Raw genomic sequence first — 13,891 nt, 5'->3', positions numbered from 1 at the left:
AAAATCCATTGTCGTTGTCTTGGGTCAGACGCTTAGAACGTCTGGCCGAGGGAGAATTGGAACACTTGAGTTTCAGCGTCATCCGGTTTCTTGACCGGCATCGCCAGGGCGAAGCTCAACGGTCCCAGTGCGGTGACCCAGGTCACGCCCACACCTACGGAGCTGGCCATGTTGCTCAGGCTGATGTCGTTGCACTGAGTGCTGGACGTAGAACCCGCGCTAGCGTTGGTCGTCTTGTCGCACTTGGAATCGAATACGTTACCCACGTCCCAGAACACCGAGGTCCGCAGCGAACGCTGATCTTTCACGAACGGCAGCGGGAACAACACTTCAACGCCACCTTGAATCAACACGTTACCACCGAATGGCAGCGGATCCTGATCCGGGTCACGAAGAGTCCCCGTATTACCCGTTACATCTGCACCGCGGCTCGGTGTACTGCGCGGACCCAGCGTGCTGTCCTTGAAGCCACGTACGGAGTTGAAGCCACCCGCATAGTAGTTTTCATAGAACGGCAGACCATCGGTCGAACCGTAACCGTCGCCATAACCGAGTTCGGAGTGCAGGCGCAGGGTGTAGTTTTCGGTGATCGGCTGGAACAGCTGACCACGGTAGTCAAGTTTGAAGAACGACAGGTCGCTGCCCGGAATGGTGGTTTCCAGGGTCAGGCTCTGGGAACGACCACGGGTCGGCAACACGCCTTTGTTCAGGGTCGACTCGGACCAACCGGCCGAGGCCTTGAAGTTCAGGTAGTTGTCGCCTTCCTTGTCGACGAAATCGAAAATCTCGTCAACGGTATAGCGACCGGTGTTGATCTTGTCCTGCTGAGCAGACAGACCGAAGGTCAGACGCGATGTTTCGCTGATCGGGTAGCCAACGTTGACGCCAGCGCCCAGGCTGTCGACGGCGTAGCTCGAGATATCGGCATCGAGCTCATCGTAGTCAGTGGTGCGATAGAACGCGTTGTAACCCAGGCTCACGCCATCAGCGGTCCAGTACGGGTCCACATAGCCGAAGTTGTAGCGGCTCTGGTATTCGCTGCGGGTCAGACCGATGCTGACGCGGTTACCGGTACCGAGGAAGTTGTTCTGGGTGATCGAGCCACCGAGGATCAGACCGGCGCTCTGTGCAAAACCAACGCTCGCGGTGATCGAACCGGAAGCCTGTTCTTCAACGGCGTAGTTCACATCAACCTGGTCGTCGACACCTGGCACGGCCGGGGTTTCAACGTTGACCTCCTTGAAGAAGCCCAGACGCTCCAGACGGGTCTTGGACTGGTCGATCAGGTAGGTCGAAGCCCAGCCGCCTTCCATCTGACGCATTTCACGACGCAGCACTTCGTCTTCGGACTTGGTGTTGCCACGGAAGTTGATGCGGTTGACGTAGGCACGCTTGCCCGGATCGACAGCGAAGAGGATGTCCACAGTGTGGTCGTCGTCATGGGGCTGAGGCACGCCGTTGACGTTGGCGAAGGTGTAGCCCTCGTTACCCAGGCGACGGGTGATCAGCTCGGAAGTGGTGGTCATCAGCTTGCGCGAGAACACCTGGCCCTTCTGCACGAGCAACAGCGACTTTACCTGGTCTTCAGGGACTTTCAGGTCGCCGCTGAGCTTGACGTCACGAACGGTGTACTTCTCACCCTCGGTAACGTTCACGGTGATGTAGACGTGCTTCTTGTCAGGGGTAATCGACACCTGGGTCGAAGCGATGTCCATGTTGATGTAGCCGCGGTCCAGATAGTAGGAACGCAGACGCTCCAGGTCACCGGAGAGTTTTTCACGGGCATATTTGTCATCGTTCTTGAAGAACGACAGCCAGTTGGTGGTTTTCAGTTCGAACAGGTCAGTCAGGTCTTCCTCAGGGAAAACCGTATTGCCTACCACGTTGATGTGCTGGATGGCGGCAACGGTACCTTCGTTGATCTTCACCTTCAGACCCACGCGGTTACGCGGCTGCGAAACCACTTCGGTGTCGACGGTAGCGGAGTAACGACCCTGGGCAACGTACTGACGCTGCAGTTCGTTACGCACACCCTCGAGGGTGGCGCGCTGGAAGATTTCGCCTTCGGCCAGACCGGATTGCTTGAGGCCCTTCATCAGGTCCTCAGTAGAGATCGCCTTGTTGCCTTCGATCTCGATACTGGCGACCGATGGACGCTCGACCACGGTGATGACCAGAACGTTGCCTTCGCGGCCCAGCTGGATATCTTGAAAGAAACCGGTTTTGAACAACGCACGAGTGGATTCCACCAGGCGACGATCATCCGCCTGCTCGCCGACGTTCAACGGCAAGGCACCAAAGACGCTACCCGCGGAGACCCGCTGGAGGCCATTGACGCGAATATCAGAGATAGTGAAGGACTCGGCGTGAACTTCGGCGATCATCAATACGGTGAGAACCGCAGTTAGCAGCAGACGTTTCATGAAGTCCTTTCTTATTCCAACTGGCAATAAACAAACTGCCGCAAAATGCGGCAGATTCGCAATTCAGCGAAGCGTTACAGTCGACCCAGATCGTTGACCAGAGCAAGCAACATCACCCCGACCACCAAACTGATACCGATCTGTATCCCCCAACCTTGCACCCGATCCGACAAGGGGCGACCACGCACCCACTCGATCAGATAAAACAACAAATGCCCCCCATCCAGTACAGGAATGGGCAGCAAATTCAGAACGCCCAGGCTAATACTCAGATAAGCAAGGAAATTCAGGAAATCAGCGACGCCCGACTGGGCAGAAGCGCCCGCCACTTTAGCAATGGTTATCGGTCCACTCAAGTTTTTTACCGAGAGCTCGCCGAACAGCATTTTCTTCAGCGAATCCAGCGTCAGAATGCTCATGGTCCAAGTGCGCCGGGCGCCCTCGCCAATCGCGGCCAGAGGCCCATAACTGACCTCGCGGATCATTTCCGGCGGCCAGTCGATGGCTTTGACGCCAGCCCCCAGATAACCGCTTGGCGATTTGCTTTCGCCGCGCGCGGCCAGGGTCACAGGGACGTCGATTTGAGCACTGTCGCGCTCGACGCGCAGCATGATTTTGGTATCAGGACGCGTACGAACGGTATCGACCACTTGCTGCCAGTCCTCCAGCGGCTGGCCATCAAGCGCCAGCAAGCGATCGCCGGTTTTCAGCCCCGCCGCCTGGGCCGGGCCTTTCGGATCGAGCTCGGCAAGCACCGGTGGCAAGGCCGGACGCCAGGGACGGATACCCAGCGAGCGGATCGGATCCGGCTCGTCGGCACCTTTGAGCCAGTTATCCAGTGCCAGCGTGCGCGGTGACTCGGCGGTCGAACCTTGCTCGCGCACCAGCAATTGAATGGCGCCGCTCTCACCGAGACGACGCACCAGCTGCAGATTGACCGCAGCCCAGCCCGACGTTGGCTCGCCATCGATCGAGACGATCTCCTGACCGGCGTTCAGACCAGCCTTGGCGGCAATGCTGCCTGATTCGACCGCGCCGATGACCGGGCGTACCTGCTCGCTGCCGAGCATCGCCAAGACCCAGAAGAACACTAACGCCAGAAGGAAGTTGGCAATCGGGCCGGCGGCGACAATGGCGATGCGCTGACGTACTGATTTGCGATTGAACGACTGATCGAGTTGATCAACCGGCACTTCGCCTTCGCGCTCGTCGAGCATTTTGACGTAGCCGCCCAGCGGAATCGCGGCGACCACGAACTCGGTGCCTTGCTTGTCGTGCCAGCGCAGCAGTGGCATGCCGAAGCCCACGGAGAACCGCAGAACCTTCACGCCACAGCGGCGCGCGACCCAGAAGTGGCCGAATTCGTGAAAGGTGACCAGCACACCCAGGGCGATCAGGGTGCCGGCAATCATATAGAGCGCGCTCATCTACTTTCTCCGCAATCCTGTTCAGTGTCGCGTGTCGCCGTTGCGTTACAAGAAACTATCGGCCGTGCCGACTCAACCAATGCTCGGCCAGCACTCGCGCTTTCGCGTCCGCCGTAAACACGGCGTCGAGGTCGTTCAGCGCTACCACCGGCTCCAGGTTCAAGACCTCCTCGATGATACTCGCGATTTCCAGGTAGCGAACCCGTCCGTCGAGAAACGCCGCCACGGCCACTTCATTGGCCGCGTTGAGCATCGCCGGCGCGCTATCACCGGCTTCGGCCGCCTGACGAGCCAAACGAAGGCAGGGGAAGCGGCTTTCATCAGGCGCCTCGAAATCCAGTCGCGCAATGGCAAACAGATCCAATGGCGGTACGCCGGAATCGATACGCTCCGGCCAGGCCAATGCGTTGGCAATGGGTGTGCGCATATCCGGGTTACCCAACTGCGCCAGGACCGAGCCATCGACGTAATCGACCAGAGAGTGAATCACGCTTTGCGGATGAATCACCACTTCGACCTGAGCCGGTTTGGCATCGAACAACCAGCAGGCTTCGATCAACTCAAGGCCCTTGTTCATCATGCTTGCCGAATCCACGGAGATCTTGCGCCCCATGGACCAGTTCGGATGCGCGCAAGCCTGTTCAGGCGAAACATCTGCCAGTTCGACCATCGGCGTCTGCCGGAAAGGACCGCCAGAGGCTGTGAGCAATATCCGCCGCACACCCACCGAGCTCAAGCCGCGCGCAAAATCCGCTGGCATGCACTGAAAAATCGCATTGTGTTCGCTGTCGATCGGCAGCAGCACCGAGCCGCTTTTGCGCACGGCCTGCATGAACAGAGCACCGGACATCACCAGCGCTTCCTTGTTGGCCAGCAGGATCTTCTTGCCCGCCTCGACCGCAGCCAGTGTCGGACGCAAACCCGCCGCACCGACAATGGCCGCCATGACCGCGTCGACTTCAGGCGCGGAGGCAACCTGACACAGGCCCTCCTCGCCTACGAGAACGCGAGTCGGCAAACCGGCTGCACGTAGGTCATCCTGCAAACCGCGCGCGGCGGTCACTTCAGGCACCACGGCAAATTGCGGCACATGGCGCACGCACAACGCGAACAACTCACTGAGGCGCGAGAAACCACTCAATGCAAAAACCTGATAACGCTCAGGATGACGGGCAATCACATCCAGAGTGCTCAGACCGATCGAACCGGTCGCACCCAACACGGTAATCTGCTGGGGACGACTCACGGTGCGGCCATCCAGAGCAATACGGCGAACACCGGAATGGCTGCGGTCAGGCTGTCGATGCGGTCCAGCACGCCACCATGGCCGGGCAGCAGATTACTGCTGTCCTTGATGCCGGACTGGCGCTTGAACATGCTTTCGGTAAGGTCACCGACCACGGAAATAAAGACGATCACTGCAGCGCCGATCAGGCCTTTGAGCAGCTCGGCCACGGTCCAGTCGCGTACCAGCCCGACGATCGCGGTAATCACCAGACTCAGCGCCAGACCACCGTAAACGCCTTCCCAGCTCTTGCCCGGACTGACGTGCGGCGCCAGCTTGCGCTTGCCGAACTTGCGCCCGGAGAAATAAGCACCGATGTCCGCGCCCCAGACCAGCACCATCACCGCCATGATCAACCAGTTACCCAGCGGGTACTGTTTGATCTGCACCAGCCCCTGCCACGCAGGCAGCAGGATCAGCAGGCCAATCAGCAGCTTGGTCGCCGCAGTGGACCAGTGCGCACTCGAGCGTGGATAGGTCAGCACCAGATAAGTTGCAATCGCCCACCAGATCACCGATGCACCGAGCACCCAAGGCGCAAGGCCTGGCAGCACATACATGACGAACAGCATCAATGCGACCACAGCCGCAAAGCCGACGCGGAACGATTGCGCGGTGAAGCCGGCCAGACGCGCCCATTCCCAGGCACCGAGGCTCACCACCAGGCCAATGAACAGCGCGAAGCCGGCACCTTTGAGCAGGAAAAACCCGCACAGGGCAATCGGCAGCAGGATCAGTGCAGTGATGATTCGTTGTTTAAGCATTAAACCCGGGCTCCAGCTTCGACCTGTTCGCTCGTTTTACCGAAGCGACGCTGGCGCGAAGCGAAATCGGCCAGCGCGGTGCGCATGGCTTCGTGTTTGAAGTCCGGCCAGAACAGGTCGGAGAAGTACAGCTCGGCGTAGGCCAGCTGCCACAGCAGGAAGTTGCTGATGCGATGCTCGCCACCGGTGCGGATGCACAGGTCAGGCAACGGCAGGTCGCCGGTGGCCAGACAGGTCTGCAGCAGATCCGGGGTGATGTCCTCCGGGCGCAAGTGCCCGGCCTGGACTTCACGCGCCAGACGCTGCGCGGCCTGCGCGATATCCCACTGACCGCCATAGTTGGCGGCGATCTGCAGGACAAAGCGGTTGGCACCGACGGTCATGGCCTCGGCCTCGCGCATCGCCGCCTGAAGCTCAGGGTGGAAGCGCGAGCGATCGCCAATGATGCGCAGGCTGATGTTGTTGTCGTTGAGGCGCTTGGCCTCACGACGCAAGGCCTTGAAAAACAGATCCATCAAGGCGCTGACTTCATCGGCCGGGCGCTGCCAGTTTTCACTGGAAAAAGCGAACAGGGTCAGGACTTCGACCTTGGCCTCAGCGCACACCTCGATCACCGCCCGCACAGCATCCACGCCCGCTTTATGCCCGGCGACACCCGGCATAAAGCGCTTTTTCGCCCAGCGATTGTTGCCATCCATGATGATCGCGACATGGCGCGGCACCGCGGACGGCGCAGACTGCTTGGTCTTGTCCATTTAAAGCTCGACCCTTATACGGCCATCAGGTCTTTTTCTTTCTCGTCCGTGGCCTTGGTGATCTGGGCCTCGGATTCTTTGGTCAGCTTGTCGATATCAGCGATGGCACGACGTTCTTCGTCTTCACTGATTTCCTTGTCCTTGACCAGTTTCTTCAGCTCGCCCAAGGCATCACGACGGATGTTGCGCACAGCAACGCGCGCGTCTTCCGCTGCGCTACGGGCCTGCTTGGTGAAGCCTTTGCGCGTTTCTTCGGTAAGGGCAGGCATCGGGATCAACAGCAACTCGCCCAGATTGGTCGGGTTGAGGTTCAGACCGGCGCTCTGGATTGCCTTGTCGACGGCAGCGAGCATGTTGCGCTCGAAGGCCACGACCTGCAGGGTGCGCGAATCCTTCACGGTGACGTTGGCAACGCCGCTCAGCGGAGTGTCAGTACCGTAGTAAGGCACCATGACGCTGCCGAGGATGCTCGGGTGAGCCTTGCCGGTACGAATCTGGCCGAACGCGTGGCTCAGAGATTCCAGGGATTTCTGCATACGCGCTTGGGCGTCTTTCTTGATTTCGTTGATCATTGTTGGCCTTCCTCGATCAAAGTCCCTTCAGCGCCGCCGTGCACAATGTTCAGCAGGGCGCCGGGCTTGTTCATGTTGAATACGCGCAGCGGCATCTTGTGATCGCGGCACAGGCAGATAGCAGTCAGATCCATTACGCCCAGCTTGCGATCCAGTACTTCATCATAAGTCAGATGATCGAACTTCTCGGCATGCGGGTCTTTGAACGGGTCTGCGGTGTAGACGCCATCAACCTTGGTGGCCTTGAGCACAACGTCGGCGTCGATTTCGATTGCACGCAGGCAGGCTGCCGAATCCGTGGTGAAGAACGGATTACCGGTACCGGCCGCGAAGATCACGACGTCTTTGGAGTTCAGGTGGCGCATGGCTTTGCGGCGATCGTAGTGATCGGTCACACCGACCATGGAAATGGCCGACATGACGATGGCCGAGATATTGGCACGTTCCAGCGCATCGCGCATGGCCAGAGCGTTCATCACAGTGGCCAGCATGCCCATGTGGTCGCCTGTTACCCGATCCATACCGGCTTTGCTCAGGGCTTCACCGCGAAACAGGTTGCCACCGCCGATCACCAGACCGACCTGAACGCCGATGCCGACCAGTTGGCCGACTTCCAGTGCCATGCGATCCAGCACCTTCGGATCGATCCCGAACTCTTCCGAGCCCATCAGGGCCTCGCCGCTAAGCTTGAGTAGAATGCGTTTATAGCGAGCCTGATAACCACTGCCCTGCTGAGCCATTGCGAATCTCTCCTGCGGCGTATTTAAAAATTCTTTGCGAGCTGTTTACAGCTGGCGTTCACTCTAGCTTGGCGCTGCTGCAGCGCCATCGGAACATGGCTTTGTAAGTCAGTTCCGGGTGGAAACCAAATAAAAAATTGGTACCCCATCTGAAAAGAGGCTGCGCGCGTTAGCGGGCAGCCTCTTTCGGGCGACAGTTGAAAAACCGTCTTATTGCTTGGCGGCAGCCAGCTGGGCAGCAACTTCTTCAGCGAAGTTGTCGACCGGCTTCTCGATGCCTTCGCCTACTTTGAAGTAAGTGAAGGAAACGATTTCTGCGCCGGCTTTCTTGGCCAGCTCGCCAACCTTGACTTCAGGGTTCTTGACGAACGCCTGCTCGACCAGGCTCGCTTCTGCCAGGAACTTGCTGATACGGCCTTTGACCATGTTCTCAACAATGTTTTCTGGCTTGCCTTTGATCTTTTCTTCGTTCAGCTGCAGGAACACAGCCTTCTCGCGCTCGATCGCTTCGTCGGAGACTTGCGAAGGCAGCAGGAACTCAGGGTTGCTTGCAGCAACGTGCATAGCGATGTCTTTGGCCAGCTCGACGTCACCGCCTTTCAGGACAACAGCAACACCGATCTTGTTACCGTGCAGGTAAGTGCCGACAACGTCACCCTCTACGCGTACCAGACGACGGATGTTGACGTTCTCGCCGACTTTGGCAACCAGAGCTTCACGAGCCGATTCCTGAGCGGCGATCAGCGGAGCTGCGTCGGTCAGTTTTTCGTCGAAAGCTTTTTCTACGCTGGCAGCAACGAAGTTCTTGAAGTCGTCTTGCAGAGCCAGGAAGTCGGTCTGCGAGTTGACTTCCAGCAGCACGGCTGCCTTGTCATTCGATTTGATGGCGATTGCGCCTTCAGCGGCAACGTTGCCAGCTTTTTTCGCAGCCTTGATGGCGCCCGAAGCACGCATGTCATCAATGGCTTTTTCGATGTCGCCGTCAGCCTTTTCCAGGGCTTTCTTGCAATCCATCATGCCTTCGCCGGTACGCTCGCGCAGTTCTTTGACCAACGCTGCAGTAATTGCTGCCATTTTCAAATTCCTCTTGGATAGGTTTTCAACCATTCCACCCGATCGAACGGGCGTTCAATTCTTCCCGAACCACCCATGTTGGCTGCCGCACATGACAAATACAGACGCGGGCGCCGACAAATGGTTTTCGAGGTGGCAAAAAGGGGGCCAAGCCCCCTTTTTGCTTACTGAGTCAACGCCAGGGGCGTCGATTACTCAGCTGCAGCCTGAGTTTCTTCAGCTGCGAATTCAACAGTACCGCCAGCAACATTGTTGCGACCGCGGATAACTGCGTCAGCCATCGAACCCATGTACAGCTGGATAGCGCGAATGGCGTCATCGTTGCCTGGGATGATGTAGTCAACGCCTTCCGGGCTGCTGTTGGTATCGACAACGCCGATGACCGGGATGCCCAGCTTGTTGGCTTCGGTGATCGCGATGCGCTCGTGGTCAACGTCGATCACGAACAGTGCGTCCGGCAGACCACCCATGTCCTTGATGCCGCCCAGCGAACGATCCAGCTTCTCAAGATCACGGGAGCGCATCAGCGCTTCTTTCTTGGTCAGCTTGGCGAAAGTACCGTCTTCGGCTTGAACTTCAAGGTCACGCAGACGCTTGATGGAAGCACGAATGGTCTTGAAGTTGGTCAGCATGCCGCCCAACCAGCGGTGATCGACGTACGGCGAACCGCAACGTGCTGCTTCTTCAGCAACGATCTTGCCAGCGGAACGCTTGGTGCCGACGAACAGAATCTTGTTTTTGCCCTGGGCCAGACGTTCTACGAAAGTCAGAGCTTCGTTGAACATTGGCAGGGTTTTTTCAAGGTTGATGATGTGAATCTTGTTACGCGCGCCGAAAATGTACTTGCCCATTTTCGGATTCCAGTAACGGGTTTGGTGACCGAAGTGCACACCGGCCTTCAGCATATCGCGCATGTTGACTTGGGACATGATAGTTCCTTGATAAGTCGGGTTTGGCCTCCACGTATCCCAATGACCAACCAGAGGCATAAAGCCCAAGGCACCCAGGTCATCGTGTCGACACGTGTGTGGATTTAAGCTTTTCGGGGCATCCCCGGAAAGCGGCGCATTTTATACCACAGGGTGCGCAGAAACGGAACCCGGAATCTGTATTCGCACCAGGGACATGGGCGCAGCCCCCTTGGAATCGGCTCGATGCGCACCATTGTATAGATAGAAGCCGGACATGCAGGCGCGGATTTGCGCCTCCCGTCTGGTAGAATCGCGATTTTCAGGGTCGCAAAATGTACGCTTGCCACCCAATTCGTATCCGTAAGCGCCGCCGAGCGCAGAGAGAGCCTGTATGACCGTCAACCTCAAAACCCCCGAGGACATCGCTGGCATGCGTGTCGCCGGTAAACTGGCCGCCGATGTGCTGGAAATGATTGCCGAACATGTCAAACCGGGCGTGACCACTGATCACCTCAACCAGATCTGCCATGACTACATCGTCAATGTGCAGCAGGCCATCCCTGCCCCGCTCAACTACAAAGGCTATCCGAAGTCGATCTGCACCTCGATCAACCATGTGGTCTGCCACGGCATCCCGAATGACAAGCCGCTGAAAAACGGCGACACGCTGAACATCGACGTCACGGTGATCAAGGACGGCTACCACGGCGACACCAGCCGCATGTTCCACGTCGGTGAAGTGCCGGTATGGGCCGAGCGCCTGTCGCAGATCACCCAGGAATGCATGTACAAGGCGATCGAGATCGTCAAACCCGGCTGCCGCCTCGGCGATATCGGTGAAGTGATCCAGAAGCACGCGGAAAAGAACGGCTTCTCGGTGGTGCGCGAGTTCTGCGGCCACGGCATCGGCAAGGTCTTCCACGAAGAACCGCAGATCCTGCACTACGGCCGCGCCGGCACCGGCATGGAACTGAAGGCTGGCATGACCTTCACCATCGAGCCGATGATCAACCAGGGCAAGGCTGACACCAAGGTACTCGGCGACGGCTGGACCGCAATCACCAAGGACCGCAAGCTTTCGGCCCAGTGGGAACACACGCTGCTGGTGACCGACACCGGCTACGAGATCTTCACCTTGCGCAGCGATGACACCATCCCGCGCATCTCGGCCTGACACCCAGAACGTTCCCAGCCTACAGAAGGAAAGCCAATCGATGCCGCAGGTGGATCCCGAACTCTTCGACCGCGGCCAGTTCCAGGCAGAACTGGCCCTCAAAGCGAGCCCCATCGCGGCGTTCAAGAAGGCGATCCGCCAGGCCCGCGAGGTCCTCGACACGCGTTTTCGCAATGGCCGCGACATCCGCCGCCTGATCGAGGACCGCGCCTGGTTTGTCGACAACATCCTGCAAAAAGCCTGGGAGCAGTTCAACTGGAGCGAAGACGCCGACATCGCTCTGGTGGCAGTGGGCGGCTACGGTCGCGGCGAGCTGCACCCTTACTCCGACATTGATCTGCTGATCCTGCTCGACAGCGCTGACCATGAAGTTTTCCGCGATTCCATCGAGCGCTTTCTGACGCTGTTGTGGGACATCGGTCTGGAAGTCGGCCAGAGCGTGCGCTCGGTCGACGAATGCGCAGAAGAGGCCCGCGCCGACCTGACTGTGGTCACCAACCTGATGGAAAGCCGCACCATCTGCGGCCCCGAGCGTCTGCGCCAGCGCATGCTCGACGTCACCAGCACCGCGCACATGTGGCCGGCCAAGGAGTTCTTCCTGGCCAAGCGTGCGGAACAGAAAGCACGTCACCACAAATACAACGACACCGAGTACAACCTCGAACCGAACGTTAAAGGCTCGCCCGGTGGCCTGCGCGATATTCAGACGATCCTCTGGGTCGCCCGCCGTCAGTACGGCACCCTGAACCTGCGCGCCCTCGCTGGCGAAGGCTTTCTGGTCGAAAGCGAAAACGCCCTGCTCGCCTCCTCCCAGGAATTCCTGTGGAAAGTGCGCTACGCCCTGCACATGCTCGCCGGCCGCTCCGAAGACCGCTTGCTGTTCGATCATCAACGCACCATTGCCGGCCTGCTCGGCTTTGAAGGAGACGACGCCAAACAGGCGGTCGAAAACTTCATGCAGCAGTATTTCCGCACGGTGATGAGCATCGCCCAACTGAGCGATCTGATCATCCAGCACTTCGAGGAAGTCATCCTCGCCCCGGAAGACGAAGCACCGCCGCAACCGATCAATTCGCGCTTCCAGTTGCATGACGGTTACATCGAAGCGCGCAATGACAACGTGTTCCGCCGCACGCCGTTCGCCATGCTGGAGATTTTCGTGCTGATGGCCCAGCAGCCGGAAATCAAAGGCGTGCGCGCCGACACCATTCGTCTGCTGCGCGAACATCGTCATCTGATCGATGACAACTTCCGCAACGATATCCGCAACACCAGCCTGTTCATCGAGCTGTTCAAGTGCAAGATCGGCATCCATCGCAATCTGCGGCGGATGAACCGTTACGGCATTCTCGGGCGCTATCTGCCGGAGTTCGGCTTTATCGTCGGGCAGATGCAGCACGACCTGTTCCACATTTATACCGTCGATGCGCACACGCTGAACCTGATCAAACACCTGCGCAAACTGCAGTACACCCAGGTCTCGGAGAAATTTCCGCTGGCCGCCAAGCTCATGGCCAAACTGCCCAAGCCTGAACTGATCTACATGGCCGGCCTGTACCACGACATCGGCAAGGGCCGGCACGGCGATCACTCGGAGATCGGCGCAGTCGATGCCGAAGCGTTCTGCCAGCGCCATCAGTTGCCAGTGTGGGACAGCCGTCTGATCGTCTGGCTGGTGCAGAACCACCTGGTGATGTCGACCACCGCCCAGCGCAAGGATCTGTCCGATCCGCAGGTGATCCACGACTTTGCCCTGGCAGTCGGCGATGAAACCCGTCTCGACTATCTGTACGTGCTGACCGTCGCGGATATCAACGCGACCAATCCGACGCTGTGGAATTCATGGCGCGCCAGCCTGCTGCGCCAGCTCTACACCGAAACCAAACGTGCCCTGCGCCGTGGCCTGGAAAACCCGGTGGATCGCGAAGAACAGATCCGCCAGACGCAAAGCGCAGCGCTGGACATCCTCGTGCGCGGCGGTACCGACCCGGACGATGTCGAGCAGCTGTGGGCGCAACTGGGCGATGACTATTTTCTGCGTCATACCGCCGGCGATGTAGCCTGGCACAGCGATGCGATCCTGCAGCAACCGGTGGATGGCGGGCCGCTGGTGCTGATCAAGGAAACCACCCAGCGCGAGTTCGAGGGCGGCACGCAGATCTTCATTTATGCGCCGGACCAGCACGACTTCTTCGCCGTGACCGTGGCGGCGATGGACCAGCTCAACCTGAACATTCACGACGCCCGGGTCATCACCTCGAGCAGCCAGTTCACTCTCGACACCTACATCGTGCTCGACAACGAAGGCGAATCGATCGGCGACAACCCGGCGCGGATCAAGCAGATCCGCGAAGGTCTGACCGAAGCTCTGCGCAACCCGGACGATTACCCGACGATCATCCAGCGCCGCGTGCCGCGCCAGCTCAAGCATTTTGCCTTTGCGCCGCAGGTCACCATTCACAACGATGCTCAGCGTCCGGTAACCGTGCTGGAGCTGACCGCGCCCGACCGGCCGGGCCTGCTGGCGCGGGTCGGGGGAATTTTCCTCGAGTTCGACCTGTCGCTGCAGAACGCCAAGATTGCGACTCTGGGCGAGCGCGTGGAAGACGTGTTTTTCATCACCGACGCGCACAATCAGCCGCTGTCCGATCCGCTGCTGTGCAGCCGCTTGCAGGATGCGATCGTCGAACAGCTGAGCGTCAATCAGGAACCGGATATCAAACTTTCGCGGATCAGTATCTGAATCACCCGTTTATCCCTGTGAAT

General features: G+C 58.8%; 11 protein-coding genes. 2 read left to right on the top strand and 9 right to left on the bottom strand.

Annotated elements, in window-relative coordinates; genetic code table 11:
- Positions 1–32 precede the first annotated feature (32 nt).
- From bamA to rpsB, 9 genes are all read right to left on the bottom strand, one after another.
- Positions 33–2,423, bottom strand: coding sequence for an outer membrane protein assembly factor BamA (gene bamA, locus ACZ0AZ_RS14445; RefSeq protein ID WP_463537602.1), 2,391 nt, complete (start codon positions 2,421–2,423; stop codon positions 33–35).
- Between the two features lie 74 nt (positions 2,424–2,497).
- A complete protein-coding gene (gene rseP / locus ACZ0AZ_RS14440; RefSeq protein ID WP_463537601.1) occupies positions 2,498–3,850 on the bottom strand; it encodes a sigma E protease regulator RseP in 1,353 nt (450 codons plus the stop codon).
- Positions 3,851–3,905: 55 nt separating this feature from the next.
- Positions 3,906–5,096, bottom strand: a complete 1,191-nt coding sequence (gene ispC, locus ACZ0AZ_RS14435) for a 1-deoxy-D-xylulose-5-phosphate reductoisomerase (protein ID WP_039762466.1) — start codon at positions 5,094–5,096, stop codon at positions 3,906–3,908.
- Positions 5,093–5,899 carry a phosphatidate cytidylyltransferase gene (locus ACZ0AZ_RS14430; protein WP_039762465.1) on the bottom strand — a complete coding sequence of 269 codons (807 nt, stop codon included), beginning with the start codon at positions 5,897–5,899 and terminating at the stop codon, positions 5,093–5,095. The genes ispC and ACZ0AZ_RS14430 overlap by 4 nt, the downstream gene beginning before the upstream one ends.
- On the bottom strand, positions 5,899–6,654 hold the full coding sequence (gene uppS, locus ACZ0AZ_RS14425; RefSeq protein WP_463537600.1) for a polyprenyl diphosphate synthase: 756 nt from the start codon (positions 6,652–6,654) through the stop codon (positions 5,899–5,901). Before uppS ends, ACZ0AZ_RS14430 begins: the two co-directional genes overlap by 1 nt.
- A 14-nt stretch (positions 6,655–6,668) precedes the next feature.
- The gene (gene frr / locus ACZ0AZ_RS14420) at positions 6,669–7,226 is read right to left on the bottom strand and encodes a ribosome recycling factor (protein ID WP_414870985.1); all 558 of its coding nucleotides are present in this window, start codon (positions 7,224–7,226) and stop codon (positions 6,669–6,671) included.
- The gene (pyrH, locus tag ACZ0AZ_RS14415) at positions 7,223–7,966 is read right to left on the bottom strand and encodes a UMP kinase (RefSeq protein ID WP_003222124.1); all 744 of its coding nucleotides are present in this window, start codon (positions 7,964–7,966) and stop codon (positions 7,223–7,225) included. The genes frr and pyrH overlap by 4 nt, the downstream gene beginning before the upstream one ends.
- 210 nt (positions 7,967–8,176) lie before the next feature.
- Complete coding sequence (gene tsf / locus ACZ0AZ_RS14410) at positions 8,177–9,040, bottom strand: translation elongation factor Ts (RefSeq protein WP_016771476.1); 864 nt, start codon at positions 9,038–9,040, stop codon at positions 8,177–8,179.
- 191 nt (positions 9,041–9,231) lie between these two features.
- Positions 9,232–9,969, bottom strand: a complete 738-nt coding sequence (gene rpsB, locus ACZ0AZ_RS14405; protein WP_003222119.1) for a 30S ribosomal protein S2 — start codon at positions 9,967–9,969, stop codon at positions 9,232–9,234.
- A 373-nt stretch (positions 9,970–10,342) separates the two neighbouring features.
- On the opposite strand from rpsB, the gene map reads away from it, so the two are divergent.
- Both map and ACZ0AZ_RS14395 read left to right on the top strand, forming a co-directional pair.
- Positions 10,343–11,125 carry a type I methionyl aminopeptidase gene (gene map / locus ACZ0AZ_RS14400; RefSeq protein WP_463537599.1) on the top strand — a complete coding sequence of 261 codons (783 nt, stop codon included), beginning with the start codon at positions 10,343–10,345 and terminating at the stop codon, positions 11,123–11,125.
- Positions 11,126–11,165: 40 nt separating this feature from the next.
- Positions 11,166–13,868 carry a [protein-PII] uridylyltransferase gene (locus tag ACZ0AZ_RS14395; RefSeq protein ID WP_463537598.1) on the top strand — a complete coding sequence of 901 codons (2,703 nt, stop codon included), beginning with the start codon at positions 11,166–11,168 and terminating at the stop codon, positions 13,866–13,868.
- Positions 13,869–13,891: the final 23 nt, after the last annotated feature.

Source organism: Pseudomonas sp. AC239 (assembly GCF_979258545.1).
The sequence above is the reverse complement of the archived record's forward strand: the minus strand, read 5'-3'. Positions and strand labels throughout refer to the sequence as shown.